Origin of the sequence: Pedobacter cryoconitis (assembly GCF_001590605.1) — a bacterium.
Taxonomy (GTDB): domain Bacteria; phylum Bacteroidota; class Bacteroidia; order Sphingobacteriales; family Sphingobacteriaceae; genus Pedobacter; species Pedobacter cryoconitis_A.
This window is the reverse complement of sequence record NZ_CP014504.1, coordinates 1276318-1295294: the sequence shown is the minus strand read 5'-3', so window position 1 is coordinate 1295294 and position 18977 is coordinate 1276318. Positions and strand designations below refer to the sequence as shown.

The following is an 18977-nucleotide window of genomic DNA, read 5'->3' as shown; positions in this document are numbered from 1 at the left end:
TCTTTGCTTTTGGGGTTTATAATAAAGAGTCACTTTTTACAAAAAGTTGTAAGGAAAAAAATAATATTTTTTTAGAAAGCTGAAATAGTATTGTAAAAGATGCTTTCAGTGGAGATTTATTTTTGTTTTGGAAAACAGATCGACATTGCTTTTTGACGTATAGCATCTACTTCTTTGGAAGGCAATTTTACCTTTTTCATTATTATCTGTTTAGCTACTTTTTTGACCATGATGTCATTATGTTCATTTAGATAAATATCAAGCAGGTTAGCCAGTGGGAGAAACTTATGAGGAAGAAGAAAATAGGCTTCCCAATATGTTTTTATCGCTAGCGGATTCAATCTTTGACTAGAATAACTATCCCCGAGTAACATCATATCACTATAAGTTTTGGCTGGTTTCTTACTTAATATTTCTACCGTTTTGTTATAGTTGCCCTGTGCAATAAAAAACTTTCCATAACTGGATATGAAGACTGCATTTTTTCTCAATATTTGATATGCCTGATTAAATGAAGAATTCGCCGCTAAGGAAGAATTTGTGCTTAAGGCCTTGTACCATAGCTTATAACCCTTGTACTGATCCAATATTGGTTTTGTCATGGTAAAAATAAAAAAGCTAAGCAATACAAAGGATGTTTTTAGTACAAACTGTGCTTTTGAATTGGTATATGAATCGAGGCTAACCTCTGCGTCAGAAATAAGCAGACCTAAAAGGATAAAGAAGAGTACAGTCAACTCCACAACCGAAAAGGGGTAAGAAAATAATGAAAACACTATAAAGCTAAAAATGGAAGACTTGATGCCTAACCTGAATAGCGGTGTAATAGGATTTAGTGCGTATGGTACTGGACTTTTAGAAGTGTATACGCAGACAAAAACCAAAGAAATTAAAAACAAGCCCACAAACCCAATTTCTGCAACTAATTGTATTAATTCATTAAACGGCATTGTTACCTCATCAGATAGCACAATTTCATTAGCATTATTAAAGTTTTGCTGCTGAAAGTAACTCATCTGATACTTTGGATACTCAGCTTTAAATGAATCTAAACCGTGCCCAAATACTGGTTTATCACAGATCATTTTGGTAGATATTTTCCATACGAGCATCCTGCCTTTAGCCGAGTCAATCCTGATATAACAAAGGGCAAATAAAAATCCACTGAAAATTACTATCGAAGTTGCCACTATGATTATTTTTGCCTTTCCAGGTAGATTCAAAAATTTCCCCTTATATAGTACTAAAAAGATAAACGCAATTCCTGCTATACTGCTAATTGTTGCTGCCCGGGAATGTAGTGATGGGAGTGTGAGGATGATGAAAGTACATGTTACCAACGACAAATACTTCATTATTCCCAAAAGTGATCTTTTAGGACCATTTATTTGAAAACCTAAGACGTAGAATGTATAAATGGATAGAGGTAAGATGACACTTAGATATCCTGCGAGAGGAGCTGGATGAAAAAATGTCCCGGTAGCTTTAAAGGAGGGGTTATTGGAGGAAGCATATCCAAGTTTTTGAAGGAATACAAGGACACAATTTGTAATTGAATAAACAAAAACAGAAGCTAATATCCATAACCTTGGATTAAATGTGAAATTCGAAAGATTGAGCAATCGAAGTGAAAAATAAATTGATACAGAATTGCAAAAAATTATCAATTTCTTGTTTTCTACCAGCTCAGGCATTGGCAAATGAAAATTCGTAATTACTAAGTATAGTATGAGCACCAAAACCGCCGCATCTAACTTATTGAAGACCATCGAAAATCTAAAAAAAAAATAGAAATTTGTTAAAGCGGTCAGGACTGCGAAAAAAAAAAGCACAAAATACTTACTTGAAAATACCGACAATGGCAACCCATCTATTATCACTAAAAGAGCAATATTTAGAAATATCAATTGCAGGGTTAAAAACACATCCCAACTTATTTTCGCATGTCTGATACTCATCTCTTATTTAATTGTCTTGAAAATACGTGAAATGTCGCTCATTGAAAAGAGTACCAAATTGGTTTTTCCAATGATGTTAGCAGTTGGAATAAACCCAAATAGCCTTGAATCATCAGAATGCAATCTATTGTCGCCAAGCACAAAAATATAATTATGTTTAAATGTGTATTTGTAACTCACATCCTTAAGCTGTTGGAAGTTTATATTTTTCCTTTGTTCTTCTTCTATTATTCGTTGGTAAATCGAATAATTGTCGGATGTCAACTTTATCGAAACTCCCTTTTTAGGAATAACTACCGGCCCCCAGTTGCTTAAAGTCCATCTTTTACCAAAAGAATTGAGTATCATGATGTCTTTGTCAGAATTTGAAGCTCCATTTTTTAAATTGTAGAGGGAGACTATATTTTGGTTATTAACATATACAATATTATTCTTTATGTATAAAGAGTCGCCCGGATTTCCTATCAATCTTTTAATAAAGGCTGTGTTGTTGTATTGAAATATCACTATATCATTTTTTGAAATGTTATCTGTTAGCTTAACCAATACCTTATCCCCATCAATCAAAGTATTTTCCATAGAATGTTGATCAACTCTATAAACAATAAAAAACCTCTTGATAATGAATACATATAAAACAAAGCCGATTAAAATAATAGAAATAAAATAGGTGGTGCTTTTAAGGGTTTTCATGTTATTTTAATCACAACTTATTAATCCTTCATATAATTTTTCAGCCTTGGAATTGCTATAAAATGCGCCGAAAATTAAAAGTTTATCATCGCCATCTAAAAGCATAGTGTTATAAAGCTTATCTCCAAGAGGAAGTTTATTGGAAATTTTGAATGATTGATAATCTTTGTCAAAATAGATGGGGTATTGAAAATTTAGCTTCTTTGCTGCATCTTTTACGTAAAGATCGATTGGACCAGTGGCAATTAAAAGTAATTTGGTGTCTTTATATTGTTCTTTGTGTGCATTAAAATAACTCTGAATTTCTTGAAGTTCGTTAACGCATTTATCACAGTCCGCAAGGAAATAATGAAGAATATATTTATGAGACTTTTTTGTATAGATATTAAATTCCAGTTTCTCATCTACATTTTCAGAATTTATCAAACGCATATTTTCAGGAAGTTCAATTTTGCGTAAAAACCAATCTCCCATAACTTTTTTAGCTTCATCTTTAGAGCACGATTGACGGCAAGAACTGCAAATAAACAGGGCAATTACAAAGAAATATTTCATAGAATTTTATTTAAATTTCACCTTTTAAGAGATCACCTGTATTTTTATCAATTATATACATGATCATTTTATTTTCGGGTAAGCGCCTGATCGCAAAATTACTAGCCGTAAATCCCAGACTAACAACTTTCTTGGGTTTTCCTTTCCAATCAAATATCAGTAGCTTTTCGGCGGATGAGGCAAAATTTGATTTACCAGAATATAAGCTATATATGTAATTTGAGTCAACCTTGAGCCCGACATTGGAGAATTTCGTTTTATCATACTCGACAGGAAAGAACCTGGATCCTTCTTTGTCAAACTTATATATAGGATCAAAATTATCAGGACCAATTATAACCTTGTTCAGCCTATTTTTTGAATAGATTTCTATTCTCGGCATAGTGGTATATGCAACAACTATATCTTTAGTAAATGGCTTTCTTTTGAGGTTTGCACTGTAGCTCATTGATCTGATATCGCTTAGTTCTCCTTCCTCATTTTGCGGCCATCCAGATACTGCCGGTGGCATTTCGCCGATTCCCTTGTATAAAGAATCATTCGATTTAAAGATTAGATACCGGCACTTACTGTTAAAATAACTGGTAGCTGCAAAAGTATCCGGTGAAATTACTGCTGGAGACTTGATTCCTTTTAACGCTTTATAATTGAATTCGAGAACTTGGAGAGGATTATAGTTGCCCTTATAAATATGCTCAATATTCATTTTGAAAAACTTTCTTAATGTGATATCAAATGCATAAAATATTTTATCCGAATCGGTAAGTATAATGTCTGAGACATTGAGAAACTGATCTCTATCCTTCCCACGAGTAATCAACTTGTGAGTTACCCGGCTGGAACTGGAACCAATTGTTATCAGATTTAAGGAATCAATTCGACTGGACAATACAAGAGAAGTATCGACGAATTCCATATCGATTATCCCATCAGCGAAGTTCAGTCCCGTTTTCCGAAAGATGATCGTATCTGGTTTCGGAAAGTCTGAGAGAATTACATTTTGAGTAATAGGGCTGTATTTTTTATTGTATTCTTTCCATTTTTGATCAGCATCATTTTTGCACGACGTGACAAAAAAAAGAAGCGCGGTGATGAGTGCGAATATTTGCCTGTTCTGAAATTTAAACATTATTTATTTATTAGACATATCTCTTGTGTGAAGTTGGCGCTAAACAAAAGGGCTACTCAAATGTAGCCCTCTGTTAGTGTTTAGGAAAGATCTGATAATTAAAAATTCGAAGATTCCATGTGCGGATAAATGTTCCCTGTTGCAGATGATCTGCAGTCCGTATTGGAAGATCCGGTGCAATAGTCACCAGCCTTAGCCGATAATTCTGATAAATCGGAAGCACTAGCTGATAAACCAGAAAATGCAAATCCTACAGCAACAAGAAAGCCACCAAGGGTTAGGCCTAAAATTTTTTGTGATTTTTTCATAATATTAAAAATATTGTTTAGTTCTATCAAATATAATAATTAATTCTAATTTTTAATTTTCTGAGTTAATTATTTAATATTAATGTTGTTTTTTGTTATATTATTAATATAACTAGAGTATTTTAACGATATTTTATTTAATTGATGATTTTATTTAGAAATTAATATCATTTTTTTAAACTTTTAAAAGCCATATCGTGTAGTATAAATTTAATACAACTTAAATTGATTATTTAATAGATTTAATTATCATAAATTGCTATTTGTCTTTGAAACCCACTTTTCCAAGGGGATAATATTTTATGCTCAAACTTCAAAATGGAGTTTGTACTATAAACAATTATATTCCTTTTGCTATTAATTGGGCTGCTAAAAATTGCTTCAAATGTAATGCCTTCCCCCTGGTATAGGGTATTGTTTATTTTTACCTGATCATGTTTGATCGAAAGGGAAATATTCTTAAGTGATTTTTTAATTAGATTATTATTAAAATTATGTCCGATAAAAAACAAATTTTTAGTTTCAAAATCATGGGTAGTAATTTCGCTGTCATACTTAATAGGACAGCGGGCAAATAGTAGTTTCTCATATTCTTTCATGATCATTCTTGCCACATAAGCTGTTTTACCCTGCTTTGCCAGATCTTTTTCATTTACCACAAATAGATAAGGGTGGCCAAAAAAATCTAATATAACAGGTTGGTTTATGGTGCGCTCCGGATTTTCTGAACGACTAATAGCTGCTTTAAACTCGGTCGACCTCTTTTTATCTTTAAAAAAATCAAATGCCTCTTCACCGACAAGGTGAACATTGTAATGTAAGCCAGAATATTTCTTTGTGGAAATAGTCAGAGGGATTTGTTTTATATGACAATCCTTAATGAAATCTTTAAATTCAGAATATGGATTGTGTGTGTCTACAGGGTCATAATGTAATATTGTTGGAATAGTTTTATAACTATTCATGTTTTTTTGTGGAGAATTCTTAATAATCCATGAATTTTCATTGAGCAAATGAGTAACAGGTGCATAAAGTCCCATAGCAGCAAAATAGTGGGGATGATGTTCTGCTAAGACCAGGGATCTATATCCGGCAGAACAATTCCCATGCAGGTAAATTCTATTTTTATCAATTGAATAAAATTTACTCACATCTTCTATAGCCTGAAAAATGTCAGCTTCAGCAATGGGGGTCATTGGTTCGTGCTGATAGAGCCTGGCTGAGGGCATCAAGATCGTATATCGATATTTATTTGAAAGATTTTTTGCCCATAATAATCCCCAATATCTTGACATTTGTGGTGATGTCAAAAAAGGGTGCTGGGTTTCTATGAATGGCCGTAATACCAAAACCAGAGGCACTTTTTCATGACTGCTTAAACTATCTGGGGTTATCAGCAAGTAATCCTGCATACTTGAATCAAGTGTCGAAAGATAGGTTCTGTACTGGATTCCAAATGTTAGATCGTTATGGTATTTGTTTTTTTGCTTAGTTATACAATTTTCTATTTCATATATTAAATTGGCAACTTTAAATGACCACCACCAATCTGATTTCCTGGAATCATGTTTCAATAGTTTATCCAGTCTATACATATATGGTTCAATCTGTTGCTGCACGTGATCATTAAATGAATATCTGTTTGTATTTATTCTTTCATAATATTTATCTGGGTTTCCCTTAAAAAAAGGTTGACTAATCACTTGACCGCCTAATGTTAATGAGCACATGTAGGCACAGCCTTCTGTTAAAGATGAAGTAATTATATTTTGAGAGGAATTAGGTGTTTTGGTTGTGGTATAAACAATGTTGCCCTGAATATTTTTAAATTGATAAGAAACCGCTTCTTTCAAGGACTTCTCCTGGTTTTCTCTAAGTTTAATCGTATCTAGAACTATGGCATTGCTTAGAATAAGCCCGGTAGAAGTCTTTTTATATTCTCTCACAGCACTGCTGTAATTGGCTAATTTAACTTCAATCAATAAATCGGTACTATTTACAACCTTCTTCAATAAAATGTTATTATCACCCTTATGCAAATTGATTTTTACATAATCCGAGAAATACTGTTCAAATCCACGTGTTTCAGCGGTATGAAGTATCTCTTTACCATTAACCCATAATTTTAACCCATCAGTAGACCTACTCATCATATATCCGGTTTGATCTTTTGAAGAAATGATGTTACAATACATATAAATAATAGATCCAGTTAAATCCGACTTGCTAATTTCTTCAAACCCGACAATAGATTCTTTTGAACTTTTGAAGCCATCTGTGTGAGGAACTTTTGAGAAAAAGTGATTTATTCTGAAAATTCCATTAGAATTGGGGTTGCTAGCAAAATCTAATTCAGAACCTAAACCAATTGATTTCATATAGTCTTTATTTTTATCCGGACTTTTATGCAATGTATCATCATGAAAGATGATGTAATTCCATTTTTGTAAATTGATTTCGCCATTCGAATCTAAATCATCTATTTTATAAGTAGATTTCTGTTGGGAACATGAAGCTGCGAGCATTGATACAATCAACATTAAAATTCTTATCATAAATTGTAGCTATAAATATTAATTTAATCATGAACTATTTTCAATAGCGCAATAAGTGTTCGATTTTTAAATTTACTTTAATTTTTATAAATTTTTAGTATAATAAATAAAATTTGAAACCATGCATTTTCTTTTCTGCCGACAATGTGTTTTTAGATTGATAAATGCAAAAAATGGACGTACTTTTAAAATCCATGTCATTTATGCACTGAAGTTGACCTCCCCCCGAAAAACCAGACTGCTGAAAAGTCGAAAAAATCCGGGCAATTATTTAGATAGATGATCGTCCCAAATCAATTCGCTATACTTGAAGCCCGGGTGACTTGATCAGCACCGAGTGAACCTGTATCGTCCGGGTACTGCCTGAGTACTGGCCGGGTACTCGTTAGGGTAAGAGCAATGCTAAAGTAACGCGAGAGCATGGCAAGTCTAAGTCAAAACAACTAGTTGAAATGACATAGACTTACCATGCTTACAGCCCGTTTACAACTTGGTGTCATCCCGATCACCACTCAGGCACAACCAAACCATAACTAGTTGAAGATTAATGAAATTATAATTTTCCATTGAACTAACCCACGGACAACTGCGGACAATTGCAGACAGCCACGGACAATTACGGACATTTTCTACGCATGAGGATAATCCTTAACGCTAATGGTCTACATTAGTGGAAAAGAAACTATTTATGGAAATCCGGGAAAGCCTATCATAAATTTGAAGACACCTTTGGGTACCACTAAACTTAGTTATCATACCTAACTGAGATTGTGTAATCCAGATAGTATGTTTAAATCACAATATAATTTAGGAGAGATATGAAAAAAGAAACCAAAGACAATCTTAAAGAACTTCCAAAAATATGCGTTACCGAATTATCTGATAATGAGCGTCTAAATAAAGATATATTTCGTTCTGATGTAATGTTTGGAGTAATTTTTTTTATTACCGTCTATAGAGACTACCCGCAAAATTTACAATAAGACAAAATGTTCATTTTATTTATCAAATAATCCATTTGATGAGCAGGCCACTTTCTATACTTTTAAGCATCTTCTGCAAAACCAAACAGCTTAAACATTTGAGCATAGCTAAAAATTATAAGTATAAGACTTTTTCCCATCCTTTTGCAATTTCCTGCTTTTTTGCCAATGTATCGAATGAACAGCTAACAAAAATGAAATTGGAATTTTTGAAACCTGATGACAGTTACAAACCTGGGGTTTACTGGTATTTTATGGATGGCAATATGACTGCCGAAACCATGACTAAAGATTTAGAATCGATGAAAAAGGTTGGTATTGGGAATCTGATTTTTTTAGAAGTAAACGTTGGTATTCCCAGAGGGAAAGCTAAACTTTGATTCCAGTTTCTATTTTTCAAGAATATTCAGGGAGAAGACGGGATTACGACCTACTGAGTATCGGAAGTGGAATCATCATGTTTTGTAGCGCGGAATTTGAATGTTGTTCATTCTTGTCCAGATTACTATCCATCCATATTGAGCGGAGATAACTCCCGGGCCGAACATTAAAATTTTCATATTTTTATCTAGTAATGAGTTTTTTTTTAGAAAAGTGGTCTTCCGAGCATTGCATTATATAATAACAGAGAGACCAGGGCAAAATAGAGCAATGCAAAGATCAGGACAGGACGGCTATTCTTTATACCACTGAGTATTACAAATAAAGGCAAAATCTGTAATGCATGCATTCCGATGAAGTGTGCAATCCGTAAGTCACCAGCAATTCGGCTCCAGTTTAATAGGGGTAAACCAGGCCCCCCGTCAGGTACGCCAACAGCATGTGAAAGCCTTGAGGCCATTATACCTCCTTCAAGCGCAAAAATACACGAAACGATGATTCCCAACCGGATTGCCCATAGCAAAGCGGGACTCAGGCTCAGCGCTTTTACTTTGAAAAATGTGAAGCCAACATATAATGCAAATAACGTTTGTGCAACTATTACAACACCCATCAAACTAAAAACAAGCGCGTTATAGGTACTTGAAATATTATAATGAGACATCTGTCCTCTAGCTGCCTGCGAAACGATTGCAATCATTTCAAAGCTCATCGCGAAGACTGTAAAATTTGCAAAACGGCGACCTAACAATTTAAAGGGCAGAAATTGTAAATAAAGCGGCCATGTTAAGCAATATAAGGCAATAGATAAAGCAAATTTACCAGGTTTGAGCCACAAATTAACACCTGAAAGTTGCCTGTGGTCAAACTGAGCAAGCATAACCAACATTAAAAATAAAGCCAGATATCCCAGGGAAAAGTAATATAAAATTGGGCTTATAGCCTTGATCCTGTTAAATAGCATTTTCATATGGAAGTTTTGATTTTTCGTATAACCTGATACAGTAAATAACCACAGGGTCCAAACATAAAAGTCAGGATCAGACATGGAATTACCAGTATGTGCGAAATGGCTTTTGACTGAGCAGATTGAAGAATGTAAAAACCAATCAAAAGATCAAAAGCAAGATAATGTACCCAGCCTGCCAGGAGCAATTGATCGTTATTGAAAAGCGTTCTTACTTCAGCAATCGACCCAAAACCTGCTCCTTGAACACTAAAAAATCCGATAATGTATATACAATAAATGGCAGAAAGAACCATTGGAATGACACGATATCGAACTAACAATTGTGTAATCTTCCAATGAGGCAAGAAGATTAACAAAAACCATTGCAGGGCGGCAATTGCCCCGACGACTGAAAAAACATTTGCTGGATTCATTTGAGTTGTGGTTTAAGTTGTTAAACTGAACACCACAAAAGTGAAGGGAATTTCTTAGCTATAAAATGATATGGAGTTAAAAAGCGTAACTGGCTTATTAACCTATGTTAACGTCGGTTGGCCAATTTTGCCCGAATCCTGCTTAAGCTTTGCGGTTGAATCCCAAGGTAAGAGGCGATAAGATGTTGAGGAAGTCTGTTCAAAATCTGAGGTTTACCTTCAATTAATTCCAGATAGCGGTCTTCAGCAGACTGGATAATTAAATTTCGCTTGCTTTTAACGGCATCGATAAAGAGTCTTTCAGCGATTAGCCGGCCAAACTTTTCAAAACGCTGACTATAGCTATACAAATCCTGCATATCTGCATAACTTAAAACAAATAACTCACTGTCTTCTAAAGCTTCTATATAATCAGCAGATGGCGTCTGCAAGAGAAAACTTTCATAATCACCAAGCCAATCACCCTCAAATGAAAATCCTAAGGTATAATCACCCTTTTCACTTCTTGAAAAATACCTCAATCCGCCTTTCTGAATAATAACCATTCCCTTACAAACCTTACCCGATTCAAGAAAAAAGTCATGCTTTTTTAAATTCAATGGTTTAAGCCGCTGCATGAACAGGAAAAGCTCCTCATCATTAAAATCTACCAAAGCACGTAAAGATTGCGTTATAATTTCGTACATATAATGTTCAGTTGGGATCACTCAATTTAACGTAACCAAATATATATGAAATTATAATTATTTTAGCCTCTCTAAAAGAATCAGTTTACTCAATGGAATCAGGTATATGCAAATATCTATGTTGGTGGATTTGCTACTAGATTTCATGGTTTTAACCGCAGTACTGATGACTTATTAATGTGTTCTTCGATACCGTTGCCATTTTCTTTTTCCCGACGCCCCCCCCCAAATTTCCAACTGATGGCCAGTGCCACTGATCTATTATAAATACTGTTGTACCTGATGCTTTGGAAAGTTGGGGCAATAGCTGAATAAGTCTGTTTGAAGCTTTGTTGAAAGGGATTATTCATAGCAACATAAATCTCGTCACTTATGATGATTATTTTAACCTGGAGCAGCTCGTCTTTCGTCTTCACTCATTTCATCAAAGAGTCAGTATCCCCATCACACAAAAACTATTCAACGCCATTCAGCTGAATTAGCCTCGAATATAGCCTTAATCTAAAACTATATATTTTTCAGCTCTTGCTCTACCCGTATTTGAGATTTATTTTGTGTATTGGAAATACAGCATTTGCAGCTGAAATATATTAAAAAAAGGTGCGTTATCCAGCGAGTCGAATTCCAAAACCATCCACATATTGTTTAAACCTTGATTTTTGCATCTGGTTATTTTCACCATATAACGATTACTAGCGTTTAACATAGCTTCCAACCTCAACAAAAGCGCAACAAAACTTTTTAGCATAACATCTTATTTTTAAAGTTATTATTTATTTCCAAATCACTTCTTTGCTTCCTATTAAGAAAATCTTAGAAATGAAGGTAATTCTACAAGTTATAATTCAGTATTTCAGGAATAACTCTGCGACAATTTACAATGACTATCAGTTAATATAAGGTAATTATTATTACCACTAAGTGTATAAATTTAAACGTCTATTATTAACATAAAACCATAAGAAATTGTAGACTAAAAAAATAGAAATATGACATACCAGATGTAATGTTTCTGAAAAACAATAAACCAACCTAACTCAACCTATGAAAAGAAAATTAGAAATGATGATTATCGTACTTGCGGTAATGATTGCCTCTTGTAAAAAAGAGGCTGCAAATGTAAAAGACGCTACAAATGAAAAACCAGCATTGATGGGAGCTAATTTAGCATTGGCAGCGGAGAAAAACATTTATATTCCAAATGAATGGCAAGGTATAGACCTGAATAATGACAATTCTGAATGGAGTTACGCAAGAATGGCTACTTCGGCCAATATTGTTATATTTTGGGATAAAGGCTTTACCACCAATCCCTCTCAAGCTCCAAACGTAAGTTTGCGTTTCAACAAAGCAGATATACTGTTGAAAGCAGAGCAGGTTTACAAGAGCTATCGTGATACCTTAAAATTTACGGGACAGGCATCAAACCTGGACACAAAAAAACTGATGATTTTAGTGAAATACTCCACAGATTGGTTAGCCCAAGGTGCCGGATTTGACAACGTTGTTGGCGCACTATGGGTCTCACCTGCCGCAGTAAATATAAATTCTGTCCTTGCACATGAGTTGGGACATACCTTTCAATATCAGGTTCATTGTGATGGAACTTATGGCTACAGGGACCAAAATTATGTGGGTTCTTTCTGGGAACAATGCGCCCAATATATGTCGCGTCAGACCTATCCTGCAGGATCTTTAGATGATATAAAATTCTTTTATGACAATTGCTATAAGAATTTTTCAAATGAAGAAATACGGTACCAGTCCTTTCATCTTCAGGAATATTGGAAGCTGAAATATGGGAAAGACTTTCTTGGCCGCTTATGGCGTTCGGCCACTAGCCCTGAGCATCCACTGCAAACCTACAAGCGCATTACCAACAGCAGCCAGTCAGTACTTAACAATGAAATCCTTGATTATGCCAGACGTTGCGTAAATTGGGATCTCCCTAATGGCCAATACGTAAGGGCAGCTGCACAAAGCCAGAATGCTATATTTAAAACACTACTGAATTATAACCCGGCCGATCAGTATTATACGGTTGACCAGGCGACTGCGCCTGAATGTTATGGTTTTAATGTTATTGAATTGAATGTCCCTACAGCCAATACTGCAACAGTAAACTTTAGTGGCATCAACAATGGGACATTTGTTAATCTACAGGGGTGGAGATATGGGTTTGTAAGTGTGAACAGCAGTGGAATACCTACTTACAGTACAATAGGAGCAGATGCCCAGGGGTCGCTTTTATTCACCAAACCAGCTAATACAAGCCGTGTATGGCTTGTTGTTTCAGGAGCTCCTCAAACACACTTTAATCATGAATGGGGAATGACAGCAAGTCAAATACCTAAATTCCCTTACAAAGTAAAATTCACAAATACCCAGCCCAAATCCTTATAAGTGATAAACAGTACCTGCAAAAAGCCAGCTTCATGTCGTCCTGCAACGACAATGAAGCTGGCTTTGCTTTGGTCGACTTGAAAGCAAGTAAGTACTCCTTTAATTAAAAGCCGGATTACGGTTGCCAAATCGCTAATGTGATTTTTTACTAATTTTTCGGGGTTATTGAGAGACTATCAAAATGGATCTTCTCTTTTTATTTTCTCATTAACCCATTGTTTTTAGCAACATGCTCTTTGACATTTGATCATTTCCAGGCAGAATAAATTGTTTGAGGATTTACAAAACTGCACACAATTAGTATCTCAAGGGATAAGTAAGAAATGGACTATTTAGTAAAAATATTTGACCTTAAAAGAACATACGCATGTATAAATGCGTTATACCTTTGTAATCGATACCATAGAATTGAAGATTAATCATATTTTTCTTATTATAACTTTCAGGTTTTGAAGGCGAACTACCGAATATCAATACAATAAATTACTTGCAAGATTGAGCATTAAATATCCAAATTCATGAAACACCATACTAATCTGGTACCGTCGATTGTATAATGCCATATTACATCAAAAAATAATTAAATGAAAAAAATGATTAAAGTTCCAACTTCATTGATTGGTTGTGATGCTCCGCAAAACTCCCTGATGTTAGATGGTTGTTCTGTAATCGAGCAGTGCATACACAGTACGGAAGTTAAGGGAACGATGTATCTCGAACAGCATTTACTCCTTATTGTACTGGAAGGATCTGTCGTTCTCACTTATGGAAAACAAGAATATAAGCTAGGTAAGAACGATATGATTTTGCTAAAAAAAGCAACTGCTGTAAAATATCATAAATTCGGAAATACAGATAATGATAATATTTACGACAGCTTAATGTTCAGCATTAAAGATGATCTTCTAAAGTCATTTCTGTCAACCTCAGAAATTAAGGTATCAAAACCTGAGGGTGAAATCAAAACAGGCGTTTACCCAATGAATGAATGTCTTGTTGCATTTGCCCAATCCCTTAAACCCTATTTTTTCGATCATTCTGTAGTTCATCCCGGACAGCTTCGTCTAAAAATTATCGAATTGTTATATGATGTTGCTGAATGTAACCGAAATATGTTTTTACAGATCCTGCAGTTGCACGAGCCTGTACGGACTGATATCCGAAACGTGATGGAACAACATTATGCTTCTCCCGTGTCTGTTTCAGAATTGGCATACCTTTCTGGTAGAAGTGTGTCTAGCTTCAAGAGAGATTTTCAAAATATATACAATGTTGCACCTGCAACATGGATAAGAGAAAAAAGGCTTGAAAAAGCGAAAGACATGCTGGAAACAACAATGATGTCTGTTTCAGAGATTTGTTACACTTTAGGATTTGAGAATACATCTCACTTTTCAAGAATATTCAAAGAATTTCATGGGCAAGCGCCTACTGTTTTTCGTCTTTAAATAATCAAAATAAGAAGCTATGAAAGTATTAGTAATCGGAGCAAATGGAAGAGTTGGCTCACTTTTAATCAAAAAACTGGCCACTCAACATCAAGTTGTGGCTGGTTCAAGACATGCAAAACCAATAAATAATTCTGGTAATGTTGAGCATCGCTATATTGATTTACTAGATGATGTAAATTCTATTACAGAAAGCACGAATGGAGTAGATGCCGTATATTTTGTATCCGGATCCAGAGGTAAAAATCTTTTACAAATAGACTTACATGGAGCAATAAAAACTATGCAGGCTGCAGAAAGAGTTGGGGCAAAACGCTATATCTTGCTTAGTTCTGTTTTCGCTTTACAACCGGAACACTGGAAGGAATCTTTCCTGAATGATTTAACAGATTATAATATTGCTAAACATTACGCTGACTTATACCTCACTACTCAAACTCAGTTAGATTATACTATACTGCAACCTGGGGCGCTCAAAGAGGAACAGGGCACTGGAAAAATAGAAACAAATGTAACCAGCCCGGGAGCTAACTCTATTGCTAATGTTGTAGCTACGCTTGTGGCGATACTGGAAGATGACTCAACCATTGGAAAGGTAATTCTTATGCAGGACGGGGATACTCCAATTCATGATGCTTTACATTCAGTCAGGATAACATAGACCATGTCTATCCTGAATAATACCCTATTAATGTGTCAGATAAGCATCCCCCCTATTGAATGTTATCTTAAACTAATAATCAGTTAATAAATTCCCCAACTCCTTTTATCCCAAAAAAGGACTAATTAGTCAAAATCTTTGAGCTAATTAGAAAAACCATCGGATTCTCGTCACTGTATCTTTGTTAAAGAAAAAGAGCTTAATAATTCTGCTATTACTTGACAGTATATTAATCTCATTTAAAGAATACTGAAAATAAACGAGATAACTTATGCCAGACAATCATAAACAAAATGACCTTACCCACTCAGCAAAATTAAATGCTGATGGATCACAAAAAAGCAGTAGAAACATAGCGAAAAAACTGTTTTCCTCAATTCCAACTGTACTAGTATTTTCTGCCCTGACAATTGGAAGCCTATTAATTTCATCTCAAAATAGTTATAGTCAAAATAATAAAAAAGAAGTTATGCAAAACAATCAAGAACAAAAAGATGGCATCCTGAAGCCAATAGAATTGTATGTGGAAGCAGGAAGAAAAGGCGACGGTAATATTGCAAAACCAGCATTTGCGTCAACTGCAACGATGTCCTGGTCAGAAAACGGAGAATTAAAAAGTGTTCCCATTCAAGTATTGTTTGATGGATTTTCGGCAGCGAAGCCAATGGAAGCAAGTTATAAACTGATCACTTTGGATGTAGAAGGAAATGCCGCAATAGTAAGAATCGAATCACAATTTGGAGCTGACAAATATGCCGATATGTTTACATTGGTAAAAGACGGCAGCGATTGGAAAATCATCAGTAAAATTTATCAGGTAATAAAATAGAAATCATGTCAGCAAATCAAAATATCAACACTGTTCAAGATTATGAAGATGTCCTGGCAGCAATGGAAGGATATGTTCAGGGATTAAAAACCGGAAACGTTGAGCAATTAAAAAAGACCTTCCATCAAGATGCGGTTATGTATGGCCATTTAGGCGATGATTTATCACAAGGTAGCATAGATAATCTTTATACCTACGTTGAAAAATTTGGCGCAGCACCAAATATCAAAACCAATCTTACGGTTTTACATAAAACACCTACCACAGCAATTGTTCGCATTGAAATGGAACATGATGCTGCAGATGAGGATTTCACGGATTACCATTCATTGATCAAAATTAATGGAGAATGGAAAGTTGTTGCAAAACTATTCCATCTGTACACTAAATAAATAATCAAAAATCATTACTTCAGAGTTTTACTGGGAGCATATTATTGCTTCCAGTGGGGCTTTATGTCAAAAAAATAGAAATGTCAAAATTATTCAGTCCGTTGACTGTAAAATCAATTACGCTTAGAAACAGAATTGTCACCTCACCTATGTGTATGTATATGGCTGAGGATGGATTTGCAAGTGATTGGCACTTGGTACATTATGGCTCCAGAGCCATAGGGGGAGCAGGTGCAGTCATGTTAGAAGCAACAGCTGTCCGGGCTGACGGGCGCATCGGAGTCGGAGATTTGGGGATCTGGAAAGATGAACATATAGCGATGCTCACCAAAGTTGCGTCTTTTATAAAAAGCGCTGGAAGTGTTCCTGCTATTCAATTGGCTCATGCCGGCAGAAAAGGAAGTACCTGGGCTTCTGGACGGGAGAGCCGTCCACTACTGCCTGATGATGAAAATGGCTGGGAAGTAATTGCACCTTCTGACATTGCTTTTTCACCAGCAATGCAAACACCTCGCACAATGACTATAAAAGACATTGAAGCAGTACAACAAGCTTTTGTAGATGCTGCTGTGAGGGCCTTAAAATCAGGGTTTGAACTGATTGAGATTCACAGCGCTCACGGATACTTAATCAATGAATTTTTATCTCCTATTCCAAATAAAAGAACCGATTGCTACGGTGGAAGTATTGAAAACAGAGCGAAATTTTTATTCGAAATTATTGATAAGGTAAAAGAAGTGTGGCCTGCAGAACTTCCTATTGCGGTTCGTATCTCAGCGACAGACTGGATGGAAGAAGGATGGAATATAAATGATTCATTGTGGTTAAGCAGAAAATTAGCTGAGAAGGGCATTGATATTGTTGATGTTTCCAGCGGTGGTACAGTTCCAGATGCTAAAATTACAGTCGGTTCAGGCTATCAATTACCGTTTGCAAGTACTATTAAACGCGAAATTAAAGATCAATTACTTGTTGGGACCGTAGGGATGATCACCAATCCACATCAAGCCGAAACTATTCTGGCCAATGGAGATGCCGATCTTATTTTCATGGCACGTGAACTTTTAAGAAACCCCTATTTTCCTTTAGAAGCAGCAAAACAACTTCGTTCAGAAATCCCTGTTCCAAAAGCATATGAACTGGCATTTTAATATCAAAACACAATTATATGAATATTTATTTAACAGTTATTGTAAAGGCAAAGCCGGAGCATCAACAAGAGGTGAAAAATCTATTGTACAAGCTTCCGGAATTGTCTAAAAAAGAAGATGCCTGCATCGGATACGATGTTCATCAAAGCATTGAAGACAAAAACATCTTTATTCTTAATGAAAAATGGGAAAGTTTAGATGGGCTGAGTTTACATAATGAACAATCCTACTCTAAAGAGTTTTTTGCAATATTTCACAAATTACAGGAGAATCCAATAAGTTATCGGTCTAAGTAATTCGTAGTATAATTTTAATTTTTAAGCAATGAATAAATACAATAACCTGTTTGTTCCCTTATTATTTGGGAATGGTATAAGTTTAAAGAACAGAATCGTTATGTCACCTATGACTACCTGGGCATCTAATGATGACTTTACTATAGCTGACGAAGAAGTAGAATATTATAAGAAAAGAGTAAATGGTGTAGGATTGGTGATCACAGGATGTACGCATGTTACGGCAAATGGCATCGGTTTTACACACGAATTTGCAGGATACGACGATACTTTCCTTCCAAGCCTTAAAAAGCTCGCAGATGCAGCTAAAAGTGGCGGAGCACCAGCAATATTACAGATGTTTCATGCAGGGAACAAAGCAATCCCTGGTCTTATTCCTAATGGCGAGGTGGTAAGTTCAAGCGCTGTTTTGAGTGGAACTATTCTACTATCTGATAAAGAAAATATTCCAAAAGAATTGAGTGAAAATGAAATTTTAGAAATTATCAAAGCATTTGGTGAAACCACGAGAAGAGCGATTGAAGCTGGTTTTGATGGAGTTGAAATTCACGGAGCCCACGGATTTTTGCTTCAAAATTTTATATCTCCATTTTTTAATAAAAGAAATGATCAATGGGGAGGTTCTCTTGAAAATCGCTTAAGACTTAGCATGGAAATTGTAAGAGAGGTGAAAAAAGTAGTCTCTGAACACGCTAAAGCTCCTTTTCTTATAGGCTATAGAATCTCACCTGAAGAAATGCCGCAACAGACTTATGGACTATCAGAAACATACATTCTGATGGATAGACTAATTACTGAGCAGATCGATTATTTGCATTTCTCTTTGTTTGATGCTGTCAATCAAAAACCAGTTGATCCGGGACATTCAGCACAGCCTATATCAGTTGTATTAAACAATTATGTGAATAACAGAGTTCCTGTTCTTGTTGCCGGAGGCATTACAACACCTCAAATGGCCAATCAGGTTTTAGACTACGGTGTTTCTATGGTGGCAATAGGCAGAACTTTAGTAATCAATCCTGATTGGGTAGAATTAACTCAAAATGGAGAAGAAGAAAAAATCATTTCAATCCTTAAACCTAATACAGCAGAAGACAAAAAAATCCCATCAAAATTAATGGCAATATTTGAAACACTGAAAGGCTGGGTGCCAATGGAAGACTAAG

At 35.2% G+C, this 18977-nt stretch carries 21 protein-coding genes; 11 read left to right on the top strand and 10 right to left on the bottom strand.

All coding sequences use genetic code 11. The features are described 5' to 3' along the window. Nucleotides 1–116: 116 nt before the first annotated feature. The 6 genes from AY601_RS05520 to AY601_RS05495 form a co-directional block, all read right to left on the bottom strand. Nucleotides 117–1958: an O-antigen ligase family protein gene (locus tag AY601_RS05520; RefSeq protein ID WP_068397636.1), complete on the bottom strand. Its 1842-nt coding sequence runs from the start codon at nucleotides 1956–1958 to the stop codon at nucleotides 117–119. Between the two features lie 3 nt (nucleotides 1959–1961). Beyond that, nucleotides 1962–2651 (bottom strand): signal peptidase I, encoded by a 690-nt coding sequence (lepB, locus tag AY601_RS05515; RefSeq protein ID WP_068397633.1) that lies wholly within the window; start codon nucleotides 2649–2651, stop codon nucleotides 1962–1964. A gap of 6 nt (nucleotides 2652–2657) precedes the next feature. After that, nucleotides 2658–3206, bottom strand: a complete 549-nt coding sequence (locus tag AY601_RS05510) for a hypothetical protein (protein ID WP_068397627.1) — start codon at nucleotides 3204–3206, stop codon at nucleotides 2658–2660. A 10-nt stretch (nucleotides 3207–3216) separates the two neighbouring features. After that, nucleotides 3217–4335 (bottom strand): BF3164 family lipoprotein, encoded by a 1119-nt coding sequence (locus AY601_RS05505; RefSeq protein WP_068397624.1) that lies wholly within the window; start codon nucleotides 4333–4335, stop codon nucleotides 3217–3219. A 98-nt stretch (nucleotides 4336–4433) separates the two neighbouring features. After that, nucleotides 4434–4643, bottom strand: a complete 210-nt coding sequence (locus AY601_RS05500) for a hypothetical protein (protein ID WP_068397621.1) — start codon at nucleotides 4641–4643, stop codon at nucleotides 4434–4436. A gap of 242 nt (nucleotides 4644–4885) precedes the next feature. After that, on the bottom strand, nucleotides 4886–7198 hold the full coding sequence (locus AY601_RS05495; protein WP_157287721.1) for a hypothetical protein: 2313 nt from the start codon (nucleotides 7196–7198) through the stop codon (nucleotides 4886–4888). 818 nt (nucleotides 7199–8016) lie between these two features. Here AY601_RS05495 and AY601_RS25575 point away from each other — a divergent pair. From AY601_RS25575 to AY601_RS26300, 3 genes are all read left to right on the top strand, one after another. Next, nucleotides 8017–8181 carry a hypothetical protein gene (locus tag AY601_RS25575; RefSeq protein WP_157287719.1) on the top strand — a complete coding sequence of 55 codons (165 nt, stop codon included), beginning with the start codon at nucleotides 8017–8019 and terminating at the stop codon, nucleotides 8179–8181. A gap of 194 nt (nucleotides 8182–8375) precedes the next feature. Then, nucleotides 8376–8561, top strand: a complete 186-nt coding sequence (locus tag AY601_RS25570; protein WP_232324699.1) for a glycosyl hydrolase — start codon at nucleotides 8376–8378, stop codon at nucleotides 8559–8561. Then, nucleotides 8530–8649 carry an AraC family transcriptional regulator gene (locus AY601_RS26300; protein ID WP_420480555.1) on the top strand — a complete coding sequence of 40 codons (120 nt, stop codon included), beginning with the start codon at nucleotides 8530–8532 and terminating at the stop codon, nucleotides 8647–8649. Before AY601_RS25570 ends, AY601_RS26300 begins: the two co-directional genes overlap by 32 nt. Nucleotides 8650–8767: 118 nt before the next feature. Here the strand turns inward: AY601_RS26300 and AY601_RS05485 are convergent, their stop codons facing one another. The 4 genes from AY601_RS05485 to AY601_RS05470 form a co-directional block, all read right to left on the bottom strand. After that, the gene (locus AY601_RS05485; RefSeq protein ID WP_068397602.1) at nucleotides 8768–9532 is read right to left on the bottom strand and encodes a hypothetical protein; all 765 of its coding nucleotides are present in this window, start codon (nucleotides 9530–9532) and stop codon (nucleotides 8768–8770) included. Then, complete coding sequence (locus AY601_RS05480) at nucleotides 9529–9945, bottom strand: ABA4-like family protein (protein ID WP_068397599.1); 417 nt, start codon at nucleotides 9943–9945, stop codon at nucleotides 9529–9531. Before AY601_RS05480 ends, AY601_RS05485 begins: the two co-directional genes overlap by 4 nt. A 107-nt stretch (nucleotides 9946–10052) precedes the next feature. Further along, nucleotides 10053–10631: a Crp/Fnr family transcriptional regulator gene (locus tag AY601_RS05475; RefSeq protein ID WP_068397596.1), complete on the bottom strand. Its 579-nt coding sequence runs from the start codon at nucleotides 10629–10631 to the stop codon at nucleotides 10053–10055. 143 nt (nucleotides 10632–10774) lie between these two features. After that, complete coding sequence (locus AY601_RS05470; RefSeq protein WP_068397593.1) at nucleotides 10775–11047, bottom strand: hypothetical protein; 273 nt, start codon at nucleotides 11045–11047, stop codon at nucleotides 10775–10777. 628 nt (nucleotides 11048–11675) lie between these two features. Here AY601_RS05470 and AY601_RS05460 point away from each other — a divergent pair. The 8 genes from AY601_RS05460 to AY601_RS05425 all read left to right on the top strand — a co-directional run bounded on the left by AY601_RS05460 (nucleotide 11676) and on the right by AY601_RS05425 (nucleotide 18976). Next, nucleotides 11676–13034, top strand: a complete 1359-nt coding sequence (locus tag AY601_RS05460) for a DUF6055 domain-containing protein (protein ID WP_068397587.1) — start codon at nucleotides 11676–11678, stop codon at nucleotides 13032–13034. Nucleotides 13035–13618: 584 nt separating this feature from the next. Next, the gene (locus AY601_RS05455) at nucleotides 13619–14482 is read left to right on the top strand and encodes an AraC family transcriptional regulator (RefSeq protein WP_068397584.1); all 864 of its coding nucleotides are present in this window, start codon (nucleotides 13619–13621) and stop codon (nucleotides 14480–14482) included. Nucleotides 14483–14501: 19 nt separating this feature from the next. After that, the gene (locus AY601_RS05450) at nucleotides 14502–15143 is read left to right on the top strand and encodes an SDR family oxidoreductase (RefSeq protein WP_068397581.1); all 642 of its coding nucleotides are present in this window, start codon (nucleotides 14502–14504) and stop codon (nucleotides 15141–15143) included. Nucleotides 15144–15414: 271 nt separating this feature from the next. Beyond that, nucleotides 15415–15972, top strand: a complete 558-nt coding sequence (locus AY601_RS05445; protein ID WP_068397578.1) for a nuclear transport factor 2 family protein — start codon at nucleotides 15415–15417, stop codon at nucleotides 15970–15972. A gap of 5 nt (nucleotides 15973–15977) precedes the next feature. Beyond that, nucleotides 15978–16364: a nuclear transport factor 2 family protein gene (locus tag AY601_RS05440; RefSeq protein WP_068397575.1), complete on the top strand. Its 387-nt coding sequence runs from the start codon at nucleotides 15978–15980 to the stop codon at nucleotides 16362–16364. An 80-nt stretch (nucleotides 16365–16444) separates the two neighbouring features. Continuing rightward, nucleotides 16445–17515 (top strand): NADH:flavin oxidoreductase/NADH oxidase, encoded by a 1071-nt coding sequence (locus tag AY601_RS05435; protein ID WP_068397573.1) that lies wholly within the window; start codon nucleotides 16445–16447, stop codon nucleotides 17513–17515. Between the two features lie 17 nt (nucleotides 17516–17532). After that, nucleotides 17533–17811 carry a putative quinol monooxygenase gene (locus AY601_RS05430; protein WP_068397571.1) on the top strand — a complete coding sequence of 93 codons (279 nt, stop codon included), beginning with the start codon at nucleotides 17533–17535 and terminating at the stop codon, nucleotides 17809–17811. 28 nt (nucleotides 17812–17839) lie between these two features. Beyond that, nucleotides 17840–18976 carry an NADH-dependent flavin oxidoreductase gene (locus AY601_RS05425; protein ID WP_068397568.1) on the top strand — a complete coding sequence of 379 codons (1137 nt, stop codon included), beginning with the start codon at nucleotides 17840–17842 and terminating at the stop codon, nucleotides 18974–18976. Nucleotide 18977: the final 1 nt, after the last annotated feature.